Source organism: Varibaculum cambriense (assembly GCF_022133705.1).
Taxonomy (GTDB): Bacteria; Actinomycetota; Actinomycetes; order Actinomycetales; family Actinomycetaceae; genus Varibaculum; species Varibaculum cambriense_A.
Map to the genome: position 1 here is coordinate 195,788 of NZ_JAKNHJ010000001.1, position 25,903 is coordinate 221,690.

Below are 25,903 nucleotides of genomic sequence, written 5' to 3' on the forward strand. Positions count from 1 at the left end.
AAAGATTCGTTCCTGAGTATTTCCTTTTGTTAAACTGACAGCACCCTTGGAACTAAAAGGGTACGTCCCCCGGGCAGTAATGACGCTGTCCTTTGATCAGTACTCAGAAAGACACGAAGAAGTGAAGAAAAGTTTAAAACGTTTGCTGCGTTCTTGTGCCGTTTTCCTATTTTCTGCCTCGTTATCTATAGGGGCGCTAGGGAGTATTTCCCTAGCTCATGCGGCGGACACGGATTTATTAAATGTTGCATTCGGGGGATCTTTAGAGAGCGGAGGGTTGACCACCCAGGCGGATGAAATCCTCAAAGGAGCAGTGACCCGCAAAGATGGGGGAGAAACTCAAGAAACCGGCAAGATTGTTTTAGCTGGAGGTAACCAGGGTCTTTTCTATACCAGTGCTCGCACTTCGGGCACGGGTACGGTGTTTTTTACTCTAGGCGAGGGGGTTGCTACTAACGGCTTTACAGCTGAGGTGAAATATATTCCGCAGGCGAACCAGAATAATCTTGCTACTATTTTTTCTGCCGGCGGCAACCTTTTTGTGCGGTATGTTGATGCCGGACACTTGGAATACGGTCTGTCTTATCAACAAGGAGGACGTTGGGCAGACACCAAACAAACTATTTTGGCTCCACCAGCTGGGAAAGAACATGCGCTATCGGTGACTGTTTGGCCTAAAAACGGGGGCACCGCGGTAAGGGTTGCCGTAGACGGAAACGAGTATCCAGAGATTGTAAGCCCTGCGCCGGCGGCGGTTTCAAACGGTTTAGAGTCAAAGTTCGGGTTCGGGGCGGAAGTGCATACGGCTCCCAATGCCCAAAATAGAGGGCTGAAAGGTAGTTTGCAGGCGTTACGTTTTACCCCAGCAAATAGTTACAATTACCAGGACGGATTTGAATTTCAGCCCGCCGAAAGTCAGGAGGGAAATCCCGATGACGTTCCCTGTGCCGCCTGGGAAGAAATCGAACCAGCAACTCAAATTGCGGTAAGTCCCGCTGACTGTCGCGAACATATTTTGAAAAAAGCATCCTTAGCCAGGCCTACTAGGGAGCAGTTACGCTGGCAAGAACAAGAATTAACGGCGTTTATTCATTACGGGGTTAACACTTTCTACAATCAAGGTTGGGGGCATGGTACGGAAGATCCTCAGCGTTTCGCGCCCACGGATTTAGATGTTGACCAATGGGTAAAGAATCTGGCAGAGGCCGGTTTTGGGACAGTCATTTTAACTGTCAAGCACCATGATGGATTCTTGCTATACGATTCGCGCTACACTGATCACGATATCGGCTCTTCGGCAGTACCAAACGCCGATATTCCCCGAGATGTAGCCAAGGCCGCGAAAAAATATGGGATGCGGGTAGGATTCTATCTGTCACCTGCTGATTCGAGTGCAGAAATTAAGGGGCTCTTTGGAAACGGATCGGCAAAAACCGAGCGTACGATTCCCACCCTAATAGACGGAGATGACCGTTCTGGAAAAATCGATAAGTTCTATAAATATCCGGCAACTGATTATGGGGAGTATTTCCTGAATCAACTCTACGAAGTGTTGACTCAATATGGCGACGTTGACGAAGTTTGGTTTGATGGGGCTGCCGGTAACACCGATAAATATGAGCTTTTTGATTATTCTGCCTACTACGATTTGATTCGCCAATTGCAGCCGAATGCGGTTATCGCAGTGGGCGGCCCCGACGTACGTTGGATCGGTAATGAGGAGGGCCGAGGACGCGCAAATGAGCCCTCAGTTATTCCGGTCAAACAGCTTGAGTCCGGGAAAATTGATATTAGCGGACAAGCGGGGCACTTTAACCAAAACTTGGGCAGCGATGATCAAATAGTTAATGCGGTTCGCAGCGGGGGAGCGCAATATCTACGCTGGTGGCCCGCAGAAGCAGATATGAAGCTTACCAGGGATTGGTTCTGGCAGATTGATGCGGATGAAGATAATTCAACCGTTAAATCAGGCACAGCGTTATGGAACAAATACCTAGAAAATGTGGCTCGTAACTCGGTAATGCTTTTGAATGTACCTCCGAATAAGACTGGGAAATTTTCCGCTAACGAGATAAAAGCTTTACAAGATTTTGCGGTTGAACGGCGAAAGGCTTTCGCACTCGACCATGCTTTAGGGCGACCTGTTAATGTAGGCGGGGAAAACACTAGGGTTTACACCGATAATAATCTGCGCACGGGAGGACAAGCTTTCACTGGGGAAACCAGCTTTGAGGTTGATTTAGGAGCAGAAAAAACTGTTAACTATGTTTCCTTGGCGGAAGATACTTTAAAGAACGGCCAAAACATTCAAAGTTTTGTGATTGAGAAAGAAACTGCAGACGGATGGCAGCCGGTGAAGATCAACCGTAATTCCGCTACCGGGACTGTGGGGGTTCGCCGGATTGTGCAACTGGCTGCGCCAGAGACGGCACAAAAAATCCGGGTTCGGGTAACGGACAATCGCGGACCATTTGCTCTTTCAGATTTGCGGCTTTTTGGAAGTGCAAATCAAGATCCGGAAGTGCAACTGGATTATTATGTTGATTCTGCCGCTAAGGAAGCCGGACTAGGTACTTTAGCTAGTCCCTTTAACTCCTTAGAACAGTTAAGAGGATTGCGTTTACCTAAAGGCGCGAAAATTCATTTGAAGTCAGGTGCCGTCTTCCCTCAATCAGATCTACGCTACTACGGTTTTGGCACTGACGAGCAGCCCATAATAGTGGATGTTTACGGCGGTGATCAGCTTCCTAAAGTAGGTGAAGGCACCGCTTGGGACGAGTTCGCTCCGAAGATGGCAGCTGGCTGGCAGCTTAATCTACCTAAACCACAGAAACCGGATGCAAAAATCGCGGCTAGTGAGTGGCAAGACGTTCCGGGTAGCAGCGATTGTGGGCAAGGAAAAGTCAGTCAGTCCCGCGCCGTCACCACCACTGATTACCGTTGGGATACCACGAGATGGATTCTCGATGACGCAAATGCTGTGGAAAAGACCGAGACCAGATTACGGGAAATGACCGCAGCCGAAAAGAGCGCCTGCCCCGGAAATAAACCGGGAGAAAGCGGCGGGGAATCAGAAAAACCGGGAACGAATGCTCCTGGAGAAAAACCAGGGACAGCTGGCAAACCTGGGACAACCGCCCCATCTGGGGGGATGAATACGTCCAATAGCAAACGAATATCCAATGCTCAGCAAAATGACGCGGATCGGCAGGTACGGAATCCAGATTTGGTAAATACCGGGACTTCCGCGGGCGAATTATTGCTATTAACTCTGCTAGGGATGCCTTTGGGGCTAACTTTGGTTCTGGTGAACAACTATCGCTCTAAGCAGCGTTGATGGTGCCTAGAGCGGCAAAAATAACAGGTACTTTGGGGAGACACTTCCCTTAAAGTACCTCCTTAAATAGGTTTGATTGGGCAGCAACAGCAATCGCGGGATTGTGAAACAGGAAGGTGCAGGAAATGTTCAACCGGTCTAAAAAGGTTTTTAGCCTTTTAGGGGCAGGCGCTCTGGCGCTAGCGGCATTATTGCCAGCTGGCATCGGGACAGCAGAGGCTGCAGAGCCGACTAATCACGCATTAGCAGCAAAAGGAGGCAGCGTTAGTGCTTCCGGGAATGAAGTTGCTGACAAATGGCAGGCGCAGGCCGCTATTGATGGTAACGACAGTGGTGATTCTCGCTGGTCGTCCAATCACAGTGACCAGGCTTGGATTGCGGTACACCTAAAAGAAGCCATTAAAATTGACCACGTAACTATTAAATGGGAAGCCGCCTGTGCCGCCTCCTATCATTTAGAGGTTTCAAATGACGGAACCACTTGGGAAAAAGCTAGCGACACTATCCGTCCTCAGTGTTCTACCGCAGATACCCAAAAACTCAATGCTGCTACCGCTAATGGAACTTGGAAATACGTGAAAATGCAGGCCGAGAGCCGCACACCTTTCCAAGGTATTAAATACGGGGTTTCCCTATTTGAATTTGAAGTATGGGACGCGGCGGAACCGGTAGCTCCTGCCCAGCCTAATTTGATTCCACTGCCTGCTGAAATGACTCCCGGACAAGGCAGTTTTGAATTAGGTACAGATACTAAAATCAAAACTGATTCCGCTTCTAAAGCGGTAGCGGAGATGACCGCCAAAACTATGCGTGCCTCCACCGGATTTCCCCTGCCAGTGGGTAAAGAGGGACAGATCAGTTTACGGGTAGACACCAGCCTAAATACAACCGGTTTAACCAGTGGAAATATCGAGGAAGCCTATAGCTTAAAGGTCAGTGAAAGCGGGGTAGAGATTGTCGGAAAATCTGCACAAGGGGTTTGGAACGCTACCCGTACCCTGCTGCAACTATTCCCCGCCTTTATCTATTCTCCCCATCAGGTAAATACCCAGTGGCTAGCCCCCGCGATTACAGTCAAGGATGCGCCCCGGTTTGCACACCGCGCGATACAAGCCGATGTCGCCCGCTCGTTCCTCACAATCGCTGACTTAAAACAAATGATTGACACCTTTGCCAATGTGAAAGGCTCCCGTTTACATCTACACCTTTCAGATGACCAGGGTTGGCGGCTACAAATGACCAATGAGGGACGCGAAGCTGGGGACACTATCGACTACACCAAGCTCACCGAGGTTTCCGGCAAAACCGCAATGAACTGGAACTCGGAAGCCTATTCCTTAAAGGATTTAACCGACTCTAGTCAGCAGGCAGACGATAATGTAGTCGAATTGGGTCATCATGGTTTCTACACTCAGGAAGAATATAAAGAACTGGTCAAATATGCGGCCGACCGTTTCGTAACGATTCAGCCCGAGTTTGATATGCCCGGACACACCAATGCGGCGCTATCCGCCATCCCGCAATTAAACTCTGCCAACTCCTCTCACAATGGCACTGTAGATGCCGAGGGCAACGCCATCACTGATCCGGCTAAATGGCAGGTTGCCCCCGCTAATGGAACGGGAGATGTGGGTTATTCCTACCTGGATCCGGACTCAAAGCACACCCAGTATTTTGTTCGCCACGTATTTAAACAGCTGGCTGCGCTTACCCCCGGTAAAACTATTCATATCGGAGGGGACGAATCCCACGATATGGTTAAAAAACTTGGGAAAGACAAATTCAATGAATTTCTGAATATGTCCGCGAAAGCAGTTCGCGATCAAGGCAAATCTCCCATCGGATGGAATGAAATAGCCTCAAACACGCTACAGCCTGGGGACTTGGTACAGTATTGGACCGGTAGTACCGCTAACACGAAACGAGCAATCCAAAACGAGGGCGTTAAAGTCGCGGTATCGAATGCCTCGACCGCCTATATCGATATGAAATATGGAGTTCCCGGTGGCAACAGTATCGGTTTAACCTGGAGCGGAACTGGAGATTTCGATAAATACTATAACTGGGATCCGGCACAAGTAATCAAAGGGATTCCCGAAAGCAGCATTGTAGGGACAGTAGCCGTGCAATGGTCAGAAACTATTCGCGGGGGATACCAGGCAGAATGGTTAATGTGGCCGCGTTCAATCTCTCACGCGGAAGTAGCCTGGACTCCACAAGTGAAGAGAAACGTAAACCAGTTCAAACAGCGCATGGCGGCTATGGGAGATAGACTCACCGTTTCGGCAGTGAATTTCTTTGATGGTCCGAAAGCCAATTGGCAAACCGCGTTAGCCGGGGTAGACCAAAAAGTTGCACCCAACCGCTCCGTGAATCTTACGGTTGGCGAGTTTGCGGCTCCCGGCACTGTGAAGAACTCTGAGGGAACGCAAATCACGAAAGCAGGTAACGCCGCTTCCGCCCTCGGGGATACTCCCTTTAGTGCCACTATCGATTGGGGTGACGGCTCCGCGCCCTCGCCGGCAATATTTACCCAAAGTCATTCCCGAGATGCTTTACATTCCAGCCCTCTATATAAAGTGACTGGAAAACACCCCTATGCGAATCCCGGAACCTATACCGGTACTATTACGGGCTCAAACGGACAGAAAGCCACCTTTACGGTAAATGTGGCAAATGGCGCCCCCGATCCCAGTGAAAATAGCTCCTGGGATGCAAGTAAAAAACCGACTATCACCATTGAAAAGAATCTCATCCGCCCCTATGAACGGGTGAAAGTAAAGCTCAGCGGATTTGAACCCGGCAAATATGTAAAACTCGCCTGGAACGACAAAGACCAGTTCTTGGCAATGCCCGGGGCGGATGGAAGCGCCGAATATTATCTGCCATTCTTTGACAAGGCAGAAAAAGTGTTACGACCACAAGACACCGGCACGCATCAGCTTCGTGCCACCCAGATTGGGGCTAATAGAAGTGCCGAAGTCACTGCCACCATTGTGTCTGATCGCGAGGAACTGCTAAACCCAGTTGCGCAATGCCCCACGATGAATGACCCGAATTGCGGATATGAAAGCATTACTGCCTCCTCTCAGGCAGACAATGAACCAAAACCCTCCGGGCCGGTGAGCGCCGCATTTGACGGCAATCCCAATACCTATTGGCACACCCGCTGGGCTGCTCCGGCCGGTACTTTCCCGCACACCGTTACCGCGCAGCTCAAAGCCGCGCCAGAGCAAAAATGCCAGATTACCGGGTTTGAATATACGGCACGCAGCGGGCAAGAAAACTCGCGGGTTAAAGATTTCCGGATTGAAGTATCCGAAAACGGCAACGACTGGAAGAGTGCCATTAGTGGTTCTTTGAAGAATCATGCCGACCCACAAGTATTTAACTTTGCAGCTGACAAACAGCTAAGCGGCAAATACGTGCGGATGGTTCAGCTAAATTCCCAGGCAGGAAATGATTTTGGGGGCGCAGCTGAGATTCGTTTCGGAGCTTTGTGCGCTCGAAACGGAACGGAAGTAACCCCGGTTGCTCCCGTAGCTGAAAAGCAACCCCTAACGGAGCAAGGAAAAGAATATCCCGGATATTTCCTAGTGCCGGCCGTTACGGGGGTTAATTATTACTTGGGTGATGAGCTGCTAACCCCGCAGCAGGCGGTTCCGCTGCCCTATGGAAAAACCAAGATTGTAGCTCGGCCCGCGAGCGACCTATTTAGGTTTAAAGAGGGCGCAAAGAGCGAATGGACCCTAGATATGGGCGAAGACCCAGGGCAAGTTGATCCGCCGCAGCCGGAAAAACCCGAAAAACCGGCTCCGCAGGTGGTAAAAGGCGATTGGACTGACTCCCCAGGGCAAGAAGCCAGCAATTGTAAGACCTTCAAAGTTATGCAGACCCGCAGCGTTACCACTACTGAATATATTTGGGATGCAGCTGGGGCTAAATGGGTGCTTGATACTGCTAATGCCCAGGTGACTACCGAGAAGGGCGCTCGCGATATGAGCGCAGCTGAAAAAGAAAAATGCGCGCTCTCGCCGGAGGAGCCCAGCCCCGATAACCCAAACCCTGATAAACCTGGAAAGCCCGACGTGAAACCAGGGACTAAACCAGGAACGGGTACAGATAACGGGGCGGTAAAACCGGGTAACACCGAGTCAAAGCCGGGTACTAAACCCCGCCAGCAAAACACTACTTCTGCGATGCCCTCCACCGGTGCTTCCAGCGAGCTATCGCTGCTATTAGCAGCGCTAAGTATCGGATTTGGGGGAGTGTTGCTGCTGAGCCGAAACCGAATTCGCAATTAAAAGTGGAACGGCGCGGCAAGACACTTCCGAAAGACATATAAGAATCTGAGCAAAGAGGCTGGGAAAGGTAAATAAATGAGTAAGGTTAGTTGGAAACGCCGGGCAAATGCCACTGTGGTTACAGCGGCAGTCGCTTTAATGTCGGTGCTAATCCCAGCGAGCAGTGCCCAAGCGCTCGCGCCAGCCGATAGCGCTCTGTGCGCAGACAATTTGGCAGTCGGGAAAACAGTAAACGCCACCAGCCGGGAAGTAGCTGGCGAAAAAGGGCCAGAGCTGGCAGTCGATGGCAATATCGGCCCCGATGATAAAGCTACTCCGACAGTACACAACGTAAAATCTGCCAGTCGCTGGTCAGCCGCCGGAAGCGACAATAACGCTGCCCTGACCATCGATTTTGCCGGAACCGCTACTATTAACAAAGTACAGCTTTATTGGGGAAACACTTTCGGTAAACCCTACAAGTTGCAAGCCAGCAACGATGGCAACACCTGGCGAGATTTAGTAACCAACCAGAACGGTAAAAAAGCTGGAACCACCGAGCACACCTTTAACGGCAGCGAAAAAATGCGCTACCTGAAAATGCAGATTTCTGGCAAATCACAGCAGTGGGGACTATCCCTGTGGGAAATAGCCGCTTGTGGGACTCTAACTTCAGATCCCACCCCGACAGATAACGAAAATCTGGCTCAGCTGAATCAATTGATTCCCTACCCGCAAAAAGCTGAGCTTGCCGGAAATAACTCCCGGTTCATCCTCACCAAAGATAGCGAGATTACGGCCAGTGGCTTAGCGGGGGAGCCCGCCAAATATCTTGCCGAGACGCTAGCTAAATCCACCGGATACAAACTACCGGTATCCGCCACTTCTAGTGCTAAAACCCAGATTAATTACGTTATCAATCCGAACTTAACCGTCAGTGGGGTAGGCAAAGAGCAAATGAATGAAGCCTACACCTTACAGATTGCGCCAAACCGGGTAACCATCACCGCGCGCACTGCCAGCGGGGCGCTATGGGCAACCCAATCGCTGCTGCAATTGTTAGGGCCGTGGGCAGTATTTCCTCAAGTTACTGTGGGATCTTTAATGCCGATACCGGCGATGACTATTCAAGACGGTCCTCGCTATTCCTGGCGCGGACTAATGCTTGACCCGGCGCGCTCCTTCATTCCCAAGAATGAAGTCATTAAGCTGATGCATTCTATGAGCCGCTTCAAGATGAACACTTTGCATCTGCATCTAAGTGATGAGGGCTGGCGGATTGATATCCCGAATGAGGGCAAAGACGCTGCTGACCCGATTGACTATAGCCAGCTGGCTAAACGCGGAGGCAGTGCCGGTTTACGAGCCGGAGATATTGGCCGCGCACCCCAGGCGGGACGAACTGGCTACTACACCTTAGATGATTACCGCGAAATGGTGGTCACTGCCAATAAATTAGGGATAGCGATTGTTCCCGAGATTGATACTCCCGGTCACACAGAGGCAGCACTATATTCCATACCCCAGCTGAACTCGGAAAACTCTAATCCCAAGCCAGAGGCCGGTCAAGACACGATTGGGCAGCCAAATTACTCGAAAAACAATATGAAAGTGAATCTGGATGCTTTAAATCCTTACACTTACACCTTTATGCAGCATGTTTTGAAGATTTTGGCGCAAAACTCTAACAACACTTATCTGCATATTGGCGGCGATGAAGCTAACAGTATGAATCACCAGCATTACCTGCAATATATGCAGCAGATTCTGCCCAAAGTAAAAGCCATGAAGCAAACCCCCATCGTTTGGGATGAAGCTTTAAAGAGTGTGGGCTCGGTCGGGATTGCCGACAATGGTGGGGTAGTCCAGTGGTGGAATACCGATTCCGCGGCTGGTAATCGTTCCCAGCTGCGCAATGATTTCGTAGCTAAAGGTGGCAAATTCATTGTCTCTAACGCCAGCTACTTCTATTATCCGCAACGGGAAGACCGCTCCCATGTGGCTCCCAGTTGGGCGTGCCCCGGCGGGGAATGCACTTTGAAACACGCCTATGATGCCCAGCCCCAACAGGTCATGGGGCTCAGTGACGATAAAGGAATCCTGGGGGTCGAGGGCGCAGTATGGAGTGAGGGCGTGCGCAACCTGGCAGATATCGAGTATATTGCGTTCCCGCGGTTACTAGCTCACGCTGAGATGGGTTGGACAAACCAGGATAATAAGAACTGGGAACGCTTCCGAGGTGGGGTTGCCCAACAAGCAACTGCCCTAAACGCTGCGGACACCAGTTTCTTTAACGGCTCTCAGGTCACCTGGCGGATTTTCCCCGCATTATCTCCGCTAGCCACCGATTCCCAAGGAAAGGGAATCGGTAAAGCTAATCGGCAGTTAATCGGATATGTTTCGGCTCCCGGCAAAGGTAACGATGACCTGGATTTGTCTTTGACCCTGACGCCGAAAGAATCCCAAAATGCGATAAATGTGCCGGTAAGTACCACTTTGGATAAAGAGTACATACCGGTAAACGGTTCCTATCAAACCGGCAGGCAGATGAACTCGGTTTTTAAGGTTTATGCCGACCTGACAAAAGTTCCCCAAGGTAGCTACCAGGCGCAGCTAAGCGCTAAAGCCAACGGATTAAAGTCTCTAGACGGTAAGAGTGATACCGGTCTGGCCAGCGCGGTTATTCAGGTGCCAGCCCTTAGCGGTCAAACGCCCCCCGGGCCGGGAACTCAAACCAGCCAAAGCGATACCACCTGGGAAAGCACTGAGCGTTCTTACCCTAAAAGCAGCTATAGTTTCCCCGGAAATGACGGTAAACCTCATAAAGTAACCTGGGATAATCATTCTTTGAAAATAGATGGCGAGCGTCTACAAGTTTGGGCTGGTGAGTTCCATCCTTGGCGAATCCCGTCCCCCCAGGCCTGGCGCGACGTCCTCCAAAAGATAAAAGCCGCCGGATTTAATGCGGTATCTTTCTATTTCTTCTGGGGCGATCATCAAAGTGAAGAGGGAGGCGCTTTCAATTTCGATAAAGGAACTCGCCGCGATATTGACCTTTTGCTGACGATGGCAAAGGAAGAGGGGCTATATGTGATTGCTCGTCCCGGCCCCTACGTCAATGCCGAGATTTCAATGGGAGGTCTGCCCGCATATATGACTAACTATGCGGCGTCCTCTTTGCGTTCGACTGACCCGAAAGCCTTGGCAGCCTCTAAGAGCTGGTTGAAAGCCTTCAACAGTATCGCGAAGAAACACCTGATTACCACGGGAGGCGGCTCTATCATTATGTATCAGGTGGAAAATGAGCTGCTGGCAGAAAATCCCAGCACGACCGCATTCCTAAAAGAGCTGAGCAACTTTGTGCGCGGTGATGGGATAAATGTTCCCCTGTTTGAAAATGACTGGGGCTTGGCAGGACGTTTTGCTCCGAATAAAGCCGGAAATCCAGCCGGTAAATATGGCAGCACTGATTTTTACACCTATGATCGTTATCCGCTGGGCTTCAATTGCGGGGCAGGACGCGGAAACCTCGATGATGTTGAACAGACTTTCCGCAATTATGAACCGAAAGGTCCGCATTTTATTGCCGAAGGTCAAGGGGGTGCTTTCACTCCTTGGGGAGCAAACTTTACTCCCGAAAAATGCGCCAGTTTCACCGATGGAAACTTTGTGCGCCAGTGGGGGACAGTCCTGGCCGGTAACGGGGTGAAAGCCTATACCTACTACATGATTTTTGGCGGCACTAACTGGGGTTATACCGGTTCTCCTTCCTCTGGTTTTACCAGTTATGACTATGGGGCTGGCATAGACGAAGATCGAACGATTCGGAAAGACAAATTTGGGGCGCAAAAAGAGATTGCCTACTATTTGCAAGCCAATCCCCAATATGTAACCTCTAATCCGGTAGCTAAACCCGATATTAAGAGGGTTAGCGGTAACGCCCAGATTAGAGGGTATCAGCGGATTTCTTCCGAGGGCGCAGCCGAGCTTTCAGCTACCGGAAACGGCGGGCGCACCCTGGGATTTGTTTTGAACAACACCAACGACACCAGTACCAATAAGTTTACTTTTGCTTTGGATTTAGCCAACACCTCCGGTGTGGGGGCAAGGTTTAATCACGATGATAGTGACAGCGAACTAAAGTATTCGACGGGTTGGAAGTCAGTTAAGGACGATTCGGCTTGGAAAGGAAGTATCCACGAGGCTAGTAAAGCGGGCGAGGAAGTCGCATTCGAGTTTACCGGCACGGGAATCGAGATTGCGGTAGCCACCGGAACCGATCATGGGAAATTCGCGGTAAAGCTCGATGACCAGGCGGAACAGGTAGTAACCGGTTGGGTGGGAACCGAACAGAATAAACCTACCCAAAAAGTCGTGTTCTCTAAGAGTGATCTTCCTGCCGGTAAACATACCCTGAAGGTGCGGGTGCTGGGGCAAAGCGCCGAGGGATCAACTACTGGAGGCACGAAAGTCCAGCTAGATGCGCTTAATGTTCTGGGAGCTAGCGGCACGCCCTGGATAGTGGTGAACAATAATGACCCGGCGATTAAATATAATCCCGCGGTTGGGACTGCCTCGTCTTGGGAATATGCTACCGGGCAAAACTGGACTAGCGGGGATTATCAAGGAGACGAAACCTATTCTGCCCGTAATGGTGATTCTTATACCTATGACTTCAACGGGATAGGAATCGATATTATTGGGGCTTTCTCTGGTAATCACGGCATAGCCGATGTGTTTATTGACGGGAAGAAAGTGGGGCAAACCGAAGAGGAAGTCACTAATACCGCCCGCCCCCAGCAGGTTTTATATAGTGTGCGGGGGTTAAATGCCGGTAAGCACACCTTAAAAGTCCAAGTTACCGGTAAGCCTTTTGCGGGCTCTAAGGGTGCTTTCGTATCGCTAGATGCTTTGCGAGTATTCCCCGATAAAGATGCCATAGATCAGTTCAATACCGGAACCAACGTCAAAGATGGAGAGAACTCTTGGTCGCGGATTCCACAAAAATCGGGAACTGCCCTAACGTTGCATGGTCGGGATGCCTTGCTGATGAGCGCGGATATGAAAATCGCGGGGCAAAAACTGCTGTACACCACCTCGCAGCTATTCGGTTCCCCGATTGCTACCGATAACGCCCAGGTACAGTACCTGCTCGGGGTAGCGGGAGACGATGGGGAAACTCTGCTACGTTACGCGGCTAAACCGCAGGTGAAATCTGGTAAAGAGGTAGAGGTTACCTGGAATGAACAGTATAAGACGCTGCGTTTGAACTATAAGTATTCGGCAGAACCTAGCGATATCACTATCACCCCGGCTGCCTCAGATAGAGCAGCAAGTGCGGGAGATACGCTGCGCTTGCGGATTATTGACCGCACCTACGCGCAAACTACCTGGTTACTAAATACCGGTGAAGGAGGCAGCGGCAAACGTTTAGCGGTCGAGGGGGTAGAGCTAGCTCGCAACTGGAGTTTAAATGGCTCGAATGCCGAGGTTAATGGCACTACTGATTCTAAGAGTCAAACTCCCTATGTGCTGCTTCCTAAAGGCGCAAAGAGCGCGAGTTGGAATGGTGGCAAAGCGGGAATAAGCGAAACCGAGGGTGTCTATGCCGGTTTCACCAAATTTATTCCGCAGATGCTAACCTATGAGCCACCCCAGCTAAAGTGGGTGAAACAGGAAGGCGCTCCGGAAAAGGAAATCAATTTTGACGATAGCGCCTGGCAGGTAGCTAACGGTAAACAGCGTAACCAAAAATGGCAAGCCCCCAGCGGGAATGGACTGGTGCTTGACTCCAATTATTACGGTTTCTATGAAGGCTCCGTATGGTATCGCGCTACCTTTGTGGCCAGCAGTGATTCCCCAGTTATCACTCTGAACGCTAACGGGGGATCCGGCGTGCCCGGGCATGGCAAGAATCCCGCCTTTATGCAAGTGTGGGCAAATGGGAAATCGCTGGGCGCGGCCAGCGCCGCTGGCGCCGACCAGTCTTTTACCGCTAAAGGGATTAAATCCGGCGATAAAGTAGTTTTAGCGGTGCTAGTAAATAACCTGGGGCAAAACCTGGACTGGTCAGATAATGGCTTATCACGCCAAAACCGGGGATTGTATTCAGCTACTATTCCCGCTCAGGACGGGAAAGTTACCTGGAAGATTCAAGGCGCTGCCGATAAGAGCGGCACTAAAGATAAAGCGCGTGGTCTTTACAATAACGGTGGTTTATATGGCGAGCGGCAAGGCTGGCATCTGCCAGGTTTAGATGACTCTAAGTGGACCGCGGCCTCAGATATGCACGCGGACGAGGCCGGGGTTACCTGGTATCGATCCACTTTCGATCTGAACGTTCCTAAAGATGCCGATGTAGCTTTCCGCCTGGAGGTGCTCTCGCGGCGCTTCGGCAATACCCAGCAGACCCGAACCGACCATTCTCAGGCGTTACTGTTTGTCAATGGCTGGAATACCGGTATCTATATCGGTGATATCGGGCCGCAGGATTCCTTCACTATCCCGGCGGCTTTCCTCAATCTAAACGGCAAGAACACAGCGGCAATTGCGGTTATTGGTAAAGAAGCTGATGCGGGGCCAGAAAACGTAGTACTGCGCGCAGTCCATCTTTCCCAGATGAATGCCTTAGCGCCAGTAACTGCACAAACGGATAACCCGGGGAAAGTTGAACCGGAAACCCCGGACAAACCAGATAACCCGGATAAACCAGATAACCCGGATCAGCCAGAAAAGCCGAATCCTTCCCAGCCGGATAATCCGCAAAATCCAGCTACTCCCTCTAAAGAGGCGGCTCCTTCTGAAAATGCGAAAACCCCCTCCTCAAAAGGAAAGACCGTTAAAGAAGGACTGGGGCATACCGGTACCGAGGGTATTTCCGCTTTATTAATCGCGCTATTGGCATTGGGGATAGGGATCGGGGTGCGTTATCGCCAGCGATGGCTGGAAGACAAATAACCAGATTGGTGGGGTGAAAACCCAATTGAGGTTTTCACCCCACCGCTTTATAGCTTGAGTAAATACCTAGGGTTAGGGCTTGCTCATCTGGGTAAAAATCGAAAAGATTAAGAGAAATAGTCGCTTTCAGGGTGTGCTTGCCGGGGTCGGTAAATTCCACGGAAAGTGAGTACTTAAGACAATGAGGTTTGAAATGGTGTTATCGGTGACCAAAGGACGTTTTAAGGCTTTAGTAGCCGGTTTTTCGGTGGCTTTGACTTCAATGACCCTCATGCCGCTGGCAACCGCTCTTCCCGCCGAGGCCGCTTCTGGCCAGTTTAGCTATAACACCGTAGTTAAATACGGTGACGATGGGGTTACCAACTACCGGATTCCCGCAGTAATCAAACTGAGTAATGGTGATTTATTAACCGCCTATGATGCTCGCCCCGCAAATGGTGATGCCCCGGCGCCCAACTCGATAATGCAAAAACGCTCTACCGATGGGGGAGCGACCTGGCAAGGGCAAACTGTTATTGCCCAAGGTAAGGGCACTACTCTGGGGGATCCTGAGAAAGAGGGATTCTCGGACCCGGCCTACATTTACGATAAACAAACTGGTCACCTATTTAACTTCCATGTGCATTCCTATGACGTAGGGTGTGACCCTAACGGAACCCTAGAAACTGACGAGTTTAGCAACCGCAAAGTTCAAGGGGTGAGCCTGTCAGTTTCTACCGATAATGGGGTGAGCTGGACGGAGCGTTACGGAAACTCTCCCGATGCAACGCGGGGACTTACTGCCGCGGTTAAACAGCCCGGATATCCCTGCGGGTTTGCGGCTTCTGGACACGGTATCCAGCTGCAGCATCAAAGCGGTGCTAATGCGGCAAAGAATGGACGCCTAATCACCCAGTTTATTGCCGGTAAGCCCGGTACTTGGGCAGCCTACTCGGTGTATTCCGATGACCACGGTAAAACCTGGAAACGCGGCTCCACCATCGGCACAGATATGAACGAAAACAAATTGGTGGAACTGTCCGATGGCACGCTCTTATTGAACTCCCGGATGAGTAACAAGGCGGGATATCGCTATATCGCCAAGAGCACCGATGGTGGGGAAACCTGGACTGATCTGCAGATAGAACGATCCCTAGTGGATTCCAAGACCCCGGGGCGCAATGCCTCGATTATCCGCAGGTACCCGGATGCTCCCTCCTCAGACCCCAAATCTAAAGAGCTTTTGTATTCCGGGATGGCTGATAGCGGTAAAACTCTCGCAGTGAGCTATTCCTATGATGACGGTAAAACTTGGCCGATTCGTAAACTTTATTGGAATGACAAGGCCGCTTACTCTGATCTAGCCGCGATTGATACCCAAAGCGGTAAATACGGGGTAGCTTTCGAAGAAGATCACCAGATTGGTGGTAACTATTTTGAAACTATTCATTTTGGCACTTTTGACACCAATTGGTTGAATCCAGTAAAGATTTCTCTAGCTGATGCAAAAGTAGCGGCGGAAGCGGGTAAAACTGTCGAGATTCCAGTTAAGGTTACCAATGATGACGCGAAAGAGGTCGTTCCCCTAGCTACCGCGGTAAAGCTGGCATTGCCAAGCGGGTGGAAAATGGAAGAAAGCGTCTTGGCGCAAGAACTTCATCCCGGAAACTCCGAAACTGTAACTTTACGGGTTAGCGTTCCGGCTAATGCCGCCCAAAAAACCTATTATCTCGACTCTAGTCTGGAATACCGCAATATTAAGCTGCGCGGGGACGTAGAAATCAAGGTTACCAACCGCAATCTAAATACTGACCCTACCGGTTCGGTTGGCGTTGACTTTGAGCTTACCAATCCCAAAGCCGATGGAACTTGGGCTGTGGGCGACAAAATGAATTTCACTGTTAATGTAACAAACCTGCTTGCTCAAGATAAGTCCTTCACTGCCACTGCCTCCAATTTGGATACCGGATGGGCAGGCTGTAGGTGGAGAAGTATCTCGGCGGGAGCTACCTTGCCGTGTGCAAACCGCACCCACACGGTCACCCAGGAAGATGTCGACGCCGGATTCTTTACTCCCTCCATCACTTACAAATACCAAAATCCTGGTTATTCTGGCGCTGCTACCCAGTTAAAACCGGTTAAGGGAAACATAATTCCTATCTTTGCCAGTCACGTTCAGGTAACAGATTTGGCAGTAGCGGGAACTAAAGACAAATATGACGTGGGCGATAAACTGGTGTTTACCCCGAAAGTGCAAAACGTGGGACAAATCCCGGTAGATGTCCGGCTGAACGGGGAAAACTTTACGCTATCTTGCCATAACAAGGACGGAAAGCTGGATAAGGGAAGTACTTTCTCTTGTACCGCCAGTGACTATGTAATAACCAAAGAAGATATTATTCGCGGCAGCTTTACTCCCAAGTTCAAAGTTAAAGTAACTGATGGGACTAAAGTGCTCCAAGAGTTCACCTATAGCGGGAAAGAACTTCCGCTTCCCTCTGATAATCCGATTGCTACTAAACTTCCCCAAACGATTCCCTCTTTGGATTCTTGGAAAACCAATACCAATGCAAATGACGTGTTCAAACTAAGCCCGGACACGGTAGTTTACTATCCGGCCGGTTTTGAAGATCAAGCTCAGATTGTGGTGCAAGAGCTAAACGCCTACCTGAAAGCGGCGGGGCAGGCGCAAACTGTGCGGGCACAAGCCGCCGGTGGGACAACTCCGAAAGCCCACGATGTGGTCATCACCCTAGATGCTACGCAGCAAAACAAACTAGCAGAGGAAGGGTATAGCCTCCAGATTGGTGCCCAAGGGGTAAATATTACTGCCGCGCAAAAACGGGGAGCATTCTGGGGTACGCGCACTCTGTCGCAAATGCTGCGCCAGCAGCTAACCCTGCCCTATGGCAGCGCCCTTGATCAACCTCAGCAGCGTGAGCGTGCCGTCACTCTATGTGCTTGCCGGATTAAGAATCAACCAGATTATATTCACCGGATGCTCACCGATATGGCTGACCTGAAGATGAATCAGGTAGTTTTAACTGCCAAGATGGAGTCAGCGAAAGAACCGGTCACCAATAACTACTCCTATTACACTAAGGAAGAGTTAAAAGGAATTGTTGCCTACGCCGACAAATTGGGTATTGAAGTAGTTCCCCAAATGGGAGCCCCGGGACATATGGATCCCAAGATTCATAACCTGCCTCAGTATCAGCTTAAGAAAACCGATGGCACTTTGGATAATGACCGTCTAGATATCACTAACCCGGAAGCCGTCGCTTTTTATAAGCGCCAAATTGATGATTACCTGGATGTATTCCCCTCCAAGTATTGGCATATGGCAGGGGACGAGTATATGTACCGTTCCGCATACAAGAATTACCCGGTATTTGGACCTGATGGAGTAAACGGTCCCAAACTGTTCGTAGATTTCATTAACGATATTAATAAGCACGTGAAATCTAAGGGTAAGACTTTGCGAGTTTGGAATGACGGACTAAAACAAGAAAATATTGATTCCCTGGATAAAGATATCGTGATCGATATGTGGCAGGGGGGTCTCAGTCCGCAAACCCTGATTGATAAAGGACATAAAGTCAATAACACCAATTACGATCTCTATTTCTCCCGAGAAATGGGCTGGCGGATTCAAAACAGTGGCGCAGCCGCTATCTACAATGACAAAGGGTTCACTGCTGGTACTTTTAAGAGCGGAAAAGTAGCTGATGACAATCCTGGAAACCTGGGGATTAAACTCTCGATATGGCCAGATACTTCCATATATCAAACCGAAAATGAAGTAGAGATGGAAACCTTTGAGGCTTTCCGCTTAGTGTCCCAGCTAGGCTGGCAAGGCTCGCGTCCCTGGAAAGACGGCAAGACTTTTGTAGACTTTGCAAAGGCGCTAGGACATGCACCTAACTGGGAAAATGTTAATCGGCGTCCCTTAGAGAACGGGGTGTATGCCTTCACTAGCTCCGGGTTACGCTTAGATGCTTCTGAGAATCGCGAACCAGACGCAATTAGTTATTCATCCGATCAATGGCAGATATCCCACACCTATGACCACTACTACCAGTTGAAGTCGGTAAAGAGTGGTAAATGCCTCAGCATGGATGTGGGCAAACAGCGTTTCAATGGCAGTGGGCGGCAATACGCCACTGCAGATTTGAATGTAGTTAATGAAGTTGGTGCCCGCCCCGCCTTGGTCGAGTGCGTAAACGATATTAACCAGAAGTATCACACTGGAAAATGGAAGAATAACTCTTCAACCAGTAAACGCAATAACCAGAAATGGCAGATTATTGACGACGGAAACGGCAAATATATTGTGCGCCACGCCCTGACCAATATGGATTTGGCTATTTCTACCGGCGAAGAAAAGCACGTTGATTTAGGGAACGTGGGAGATTTGGATGACAACACCAAGTCTAGGCCGATGGAAACAGATTTAGTACAGCTACCTAGCGATATGACCGCTACTCGCTGGACAATTACCCAAGCCGACCAGTCCGCCCCGGCTCAAATGCGCGCTCCCCACGGAACTGTTCCCGTAGCCAATTTGGACTGGTATCCCGGTAGCAGTATCGGTTGGGCAGATGACGGTCTGATTCGGGTAAACCGCACTTTGAAGGGCAGTCCTCTCTTGATTGAGGGAGAAAAATATCGCGGCGGTATTGGAACCCACGCGTCCTCGAAAATAACCGTGCATTTAGGAAAACAATGCTCAGTATTCAGCGCGAAAGTTGGCATAGATGACACCCAAGAAGCTGGGAAATCATCTTCGGTGACTTTCAGAGTATTGGGGGCTGACGGGAAAGAACTGGGCGCGTCCAGTAAAGCATTGACAGCTGCCGATAAAGCTGAAGCCATGAAAGTGGACATAAGTGGGCAAGAAAAAATTACCTTGTTTGCCGATGCTGGCGAATCTAGTGCCAATGACCACGCTGACTGGGCAGATGCCGTGGTTGCCTGTGAACAGATGGATGCCGATAAGTATCAGCCTTCCTATCAGGACACCGAAGCTAAAGCCGGTAAAACCGCTAGCGCAGCCGCTCCCAGTTTTGCCCCGGCAGCTGGAAAGGAAAAGGCTCAAAAGTTCGAGCTGGTAGAAGCGGTTCCTGCGGGGATGAGCATTGAGGCTGCTACCGGGGTGATAACTTGGCAAGTGCCCGCAAATCAGCAAAGCGGAACGGTAAGTGTAGACGTTAAAGTTACTTACGAGGACGCCTCTAGTGAGATAGTGCCTGCCAAGTTTAAGGTAAGTGCCAGCGTTCCGCAGCCACTTCCACAGGTAGCTCCGCAAGCACCGATCTTTAACGATAAAGACAACACCTATACGATTCCGCAGGTTCCGGGAGTGGTATATCTGCTTGATAACCAGGTAGTAAAACCCGGGACTTACCCAGTTAAGGGCGCGAGGAAAGTATTGATTACATCCCAGCCGGACAGTGGTTATCACTTTAAAGCGGGGGTTACCACCCAGTGGGAGCACCAGTTCAAAGTAGAGACCAAGCCGAGCAAGCCAACGACTAAGCCGGGTGGAACCCAGAAGCCTCAGGATGGTCGTTCTGGGAAAGCCCAAGCTAAGCCGCAAAAACCCTCCGCAGGGCTGGTACCTACGGGTGCTGCCGGGACAGTGGGGCTACTGGCGCTGGTAGTCATGGGAAGTGGACTAGCGATCCATCGCTTTTCCAGAAGACAGAACGTTATTAGTGAATGATGATGGTTTTTTATTAAAGAAAAAAGGTAAGAAGCAATGTCGCTTAAACATAAAACTATCTTGACGGTTAGTGCCGCGCTGTCTCTGACTTTCGGGGGACTGGCTACAGCTCCGATTGCGGCCGCGGAAACGGTGTTTACCCCGATACCGCAAGCACAGATGAAAGCCGTGTGGACTGACTCAGTAGAAACTGGTGGTGAAGGAGCCAACGGTCCGCTAGAAAAAGTGCTTGATGGGGATACCAAATCCTACTGGCATACCGTTTGGTATCAAGGCACTGGCAATAATGAAATGCCGCATAGATTCATTATTGATTTAGGTAAAGAAGTCCCAGATTTAGGGCGAGTAACTTTAACCCCGCGGCAAAGTTCCAATGGCTCGGGAAGGGCACGCGAATATCAGATTGTCAGCTACACCGATGCCAACTGCGCCGATAAATCCAAAGCAAAGGATTTAGTCCCGGCTAAAACTTTAGCGACTGGTGAGTTTGAAGAAAATCATGGGGATTTAAGCGTCAAGAATATAGATTTTGCTCCGGCGGCTGCCCGCTGTGTAGGGGTAATTTATAAGAGTGCCTGGGGCGGTCAAGCCGGAAGCAGCGAAACCGTGGGTTCTTTAGCAGAGTTCAATGCCGCTACCGTCAGCGGATATCAACCGCCAGCTCCCCCCGCAGCTGAACCAGAAGTTAAAATTCCTAACCCTGCCGATAAAATCACCATTACCGATGGCTCTTTATCAGCCGACTTACAGGCAGGATTTCCCCAAGTTATCGCGTATCACCTGCAGGGAAAAACCCTACCGGCAAATGTGGGACCTGCTCTGAAACAAGTACGCATTAATGAACAGATGCGAACAGTCTCCCTGGTTTCTGCCGCGACAAAGACCGCTGATAGTGCCACCTATAAGCTAAAAGTGGGCGGCTTAGATGTTACTTTGACAGTAAAGATTTCCCTGGCTAAAGGTAATCTTCGCTGGGAAGTAACCGCGATTGATGATCCTAAAAATCAAGTAGATCGCCTGGCAGTGCCAGGGCTGAATTTGGTCAGCGTTGCCGGTGCTAAAGATGGAGCCGTAACAGTTGCCGGCGATGGCACTAATCGATTGGAAAACCCCGACACTACCTGGAAAATCGCTAAGCAAAAGATTGGAATGCGGGAAGGTGGATATATGGCGGCGCTTAGCAACAGTGAACTGGCTGCCGGGCTGGTCTCGAATGCGGTCAGCGACGACTATGCCACCAGTGTTCAAGATGGACGTGGAGCAACGCGCTGGGTAGCAACTACCGCCCAAGAGGATGCGGCTACCGCGGGTAAAACTACGATGGTAGGCTCGCTTACTCCCGCGTCCTGGGTTATATGGGGGACTAATACCCGCAGCGGGAAAATCGGTAAAGATCCCAATCCGTTTGCCCAGATACGTATTGTAAGTGACGTAAACGGTGACAGCGCGGTAGACTGGCAAGACTCTGCCACCGCTACCCGCGCCCTCATAGTGGAAAATAAACTACCTAATGGTTACGGTGATACCAAGAACCGGGTGATTACCCGGATTCCTTTCAATATTGTTTCCCAAGCTACCCATCCATTCTTGCGCACTCTAGACGATACTAAACGCATCAGTTTAGAGACCGATAACCTGGGACAACACGTGTTGCTAAAAGGGTATCAAGCAGAGGGGCATGACTCTGCCCAAGGAGACTATGCCGGACATTACAACGAGCGGGCCGGCGGTTTCACCGATTTGGTTGCTATGACTAAAGGGGCGAAGGACTATAACGCCGACTTTGGGGTTCATATCAACGACACCGAATCCTACTCGGAAGCTAAGTGTTTCAATGATGGTACCAACGCCGCTACCGTAACCGATGAATCTTGCGTTATTAAAATGCCTCCCCAGGCGGCTTGGGGCTGGATGAATCAGGCATACTATATGGATGACAATGCTGACCTAGCGCAGGGACGGGTAATTAAGCGCTTCCAGAAGTTCCGGGACGAACTAACTGCAGCTGGGATTGCTGACCGTTTCGATTGGCTCTATTTTGACGTATTTTACGGCAAAGGATGGCGTCCTCAGCGTCTGGGAGCAGAGCTGCAAAAACAAGGCTGGGAAATCGGCTCCGAATGGGCTTGGGCATTCCCGGATACTTCTTTATGGTCCCACTGGGCAAACGATGAAAAATATGGGGGAGAAAAACAAAAAGGTTTGAACTCAACCTTAATTCGTTTCGTGGAAAACAGTTGGCGAGATTCCTGGAATCCAAATCCGCTACTAGGTAATGCTAATGTCGTGGAATTTGAAGGCTGGACTGGTCACACCGATTATGGCAAGTTTATTAATAATGTGTGGCAACGCAACCTGCCTACCAAATTCCTGCAACAATCAGACATTAAAACCTACCAGCTTAGGCAAAAAGCCACTTTCACCAACGGAACCGAGGTTACCTCTAATCGTGCCAGTATCAGCGGTACTGATTTAGGTACCGACCGGGTAATAACCTATGACGGCGCTACCGTATATACCGGCGGAAAATACCTGTTGCCGTGGGGGGAAAAAGACGGAATCGGGGCAGCTAAATCTGCCGGAGACAAACTGTACCATTACAACCCGGCTGGGGGCACTAGCACCTGGACACTGCCGGGTCGCTTTAAGAGCATAGGCTCCTTCCATTTGTATGAGCTCACTGCTACCGGAAGGGTAGATAAAGGCACCGTGAATGCAAGTGGGGGCAGTATTTCCCTCTCGGCTAAGGCAAATACCGCCTACGTCCTCTATCCGCAAAGCGCGCCTAATCAAGCAGACCCCAACTGGGGGCAGGGTAGCGGTATTAAAGATCCCGGGTTCTTCTCCGGTACCTTAAAATCCTATGACACCAGTGGAAACGTTAGTGTTGAAACCAGTAATCGCGCTAACTTCCAGGCTCTAATAGGCGAGGGAGCGTCCTCCCTATCCCAAACCCTCACCTTACCTAAAGGCGACTATTCCATGTGGGCGTGGGTAGAGGTACAACCCGGTCAAGAGCGGCAAGTAGACGTGAGCATCAGCGGTAACGGCGTTAAAGCTGTCGGTAACCAGAAAACCATTGCTGGGAAAGTTGCCACCAGAATCACTAAATCTACTGCCCCTAACAAGACGGCTTCGGATGAAAAGTTCCAAACCTACTTCCAGCGGGTACGGGTAACTTTCCACAGTGAAGGCGACCCGGTTACTTTCCAGGTGGCAGCAGGGGACGGAGCCGCAAAAGTACGTGTCGATGATTTGCGAGTAGTTAAATATAGCGCTCCGGTAGATAACGACAAAACCGAGCAAACCGTCTTCTTTGATGATTTTGAGGACGTAGACACTGGTTATTGGCCTTTCATTACCGGCGCTACTCAGGGAGGAGACGCTCGCACCCAGTTAGCAGAGCGTCACTCTCCTTATTCCGATGCGGGCTGGTGGGGAAAGAATAAGCAAGGTCAAGTTGTTGCCCATGGTAAACAAAGCGACAATGTGCTCGCCGGGAAATGGTCACTGCTGGCGCATGAAGAAAATGCGGGGCAAATTCTGCGCACTATCCCAGCTGCAATAAAGTTTGAACCAGGGCATAAATACCGGGTTTCTTTTGCCTATCAGCAGGCCTATGCGGGTGAGTATCAGTTTAGTTTAGGTCGGGACTGGCTGGTCGACTCACAGGTAAAGAGCTCTACGGTGCAAACTAAAGATATTCCCGAAGCGAAAGGAAAAGGAGTAGGGGGCAAAGGAACCCAAATCTTTTCCACCGAATTTGTTACCTCCACCGTAGGGGACTACTGGATTGGTATTAATAAAGTCGGCGGGCTTCCCGGGTCTGATTTGACCCTAGATAATATCCGGGTTGAAGACCTAGGGAAAGCTGAGGTGTTGCCCGGTAATGCCGATCCGGCAATCCAAGCAGCCCAGACCGTATCTGAAGAGCAAACCTTTACAGTACAAACCAATACCGACTTCTTCGAACCGGGTAATCCTGGAAAAATAACAGACCTGAAAACTACTCTCAGCGCTCCAGATGGCTGGAAAGTCACTAAGAAGAGCGAACCTAGTGGGGATAATATCGCCCAAAATTGGGAGGTTAAGACTCCCCAAGGGGCTACAGATGGAGTATTGACCTATAAAGTCTCCTATCAGGTTGATTCCGATGGCACGACTAGGGAAGTAAGCATAGCCAGGAAAGTTAAAGTTCTCCGCTCGGTTCGCGACGGGGAAAACTACCTCTCTGATTTGCCTTGGAGTGATGAAGAGAACGGTTGGGGTCCGGTCGAAAGAGACCAAGAAAATGGAGAACAAGGACGAGGCGACGGTACCCCAATCAAGGTGGGAGGCAAAGAATATCCCAAAGGTATCGGTGCCCATGCACCAAGTAGTATTACCTTTGATTTGGCGGGTAAATGTACCCGGATGAACGCAATCGCCGGGGTGGATGACACTCAACCAAATGGTTCCGTGAAATTCATGGTTATCGGAGACGGGAAGACCTTATTTGAATCCCCGCAGGTAGTTACCAAAACGGGAGGAGCAAATAAAATTGACCTTGATATTACCGGGGTGAAAACCCTGATTCTAAAGGTAACTGACGGCGGTAACGGCAACGGTAATGATCACGCCGACTGGGCAGATGCCAAAGTTACCTGTAAGGTTGAGACTCCCGCAGTGCAGCCTCCCAGCTTAAAAGACGTAGTAGCAGAGGCTAAACCGGATACGGTTGCCACTTCGGATGCGCCAACTTTCGTTGATGAGGATGGGGACACCGTTACCCCGCCGGCGGGCGTGAAATTCAGCTTCGCGAATCTGGACAGTCAGCGACACTTGGTGCAATCGCGTGAGGCGGTAAAAGCTAGTGGTGATATCTATATTGATAGCGCCACTGGGCAAGTAACCTATCTTCCTTTGGGTTCCGAAGCCGGAAAGTCGGTGAAGATTCCGATTCAAGCCAGTTATGTTCAGGGAGATGAAACCGTAACTATCCCGGGAACCGTAACCTTTAACGTGGCGGCAAACGAAGAAACACCCGGTAAAATCACCGAGGTGACTCCGATAGCACCGGTGGCAACCGATCCGGGTAGCTGCGAGAAGAAACCATTCGTGGAGATTCCCGTAACCAAAGGAGTCCAATACCTGCTTGACGGCAAAGAAATGGCAGCCGGTAAACACGAATACGCCTACGGAAAGCAAATAACAGTTACCGCCAAGGTTTCTGATACCAGCAGCTATCGTTTCGCTGCGGGGGCAGTAACTAAATGGACTTTCCAGACTATGGCTCCGCAAGGATGCGAGGCTACACCGGGCAATCCGGATAAAGATAAGCCGGGTACCGGAAAGCCGGGAGGTACCGACAGACCGATAGCGCCTCCTACAGGTAACCCCGCGAAACCAGGTAATTCTGATAAAGCGGGGACAGGAAATAAGACCGCTAACTCGCGCGGTGGGAATCTAACTAGCACCGGCGCTTACGGCGGAGCATTCGCACTAGCTGCATTAATACTGATAGTTGCCGGCAGCAGGATTCGTAACCGTCGCTTAGAGTCTTAAGACTAAAGTGTCTACCCGATTCTCCTAGTAGCAGCGGCGGCGTGGAATCGATGCGAAAGCATAGAAGAAACCACGCCG

General features: G+C 50.4%; 5 protein-coding genes. All 5 read left to right on the forward strand.

Features of this window, described 5'->3' with window-relative positions; all coding sequences use genetic code 11:
* Positions 1-121 precede the first annotated feature (121 nt).
* The 5 genes from L0M99_RS00845 to L0M99_RS00865 all read left to right on the forward strand — a co-directional run bounded on the left by L0M99_RS00845 (position 122) and on the right by L0M99_RS00865 (position 25,825).
* The gene (locus tag L0M99_RS00845; RefSeq protein WP_238127449.1) at positions 122-3,337 is read left to right on the forward strand and encodes an alpha-L-fucosidase; all 3,216 of its coding nucleotides are present in this window, start codon (positions 122-124) and stop codon (positions 3,335-3,337) included.
* A gap of 125 nt (positions 3,338-3,462) precedes the next feature.
* Positions 3,463-7,641, forward strand: coding sequence for a family 20 glycosylhydrolase (locus L0M99_RS00850; protein WP_238127450.1), 4,179 nt, complete (start codon positions 3,463-3,465; stop codon positions 7,639-7,641).
* Between the two features lie 75 nt (positions 7,642-7,716).
* Positions 7,717-14,577, forward strand: a complete 6,861-nt coding sequence (locus L0M99_RS00855) for a beta-galactosidase (RefSeq protein ID WP_278612841.1) — start codon at positions 7,717-7,719, stop codon at positions 14,575-14,577.
* Positions 14,578-14,758: 181 nt separating this feature from the next.
* On the forward strand, positions 14,759-20,281 hold the full coding sequence (locus L0M99_RS00860; RefSeq protein WP_238127451.1) for an NPCBM/NEW2 domain-containing protein: 5,523 nt from the start codon (positions 14,759-14,761) through the stop codon (positions 20,279-20,281).
* 36 nt (positions 20,282-20,317) lie between these two features.
* Positions 20,318-25,825, forward strand: coding sequence for an endo-alpha-N-acetylgalactosaminidase family protein (locus L0M99_RS00865; protein ID WP_238127452.1), 5,508 nt, complete (start codon positions 20,318-20,320; stop codon positions 25,823-25,825).
* Positions 25,826-25,903: the final 78 nt, after the last annotated feature.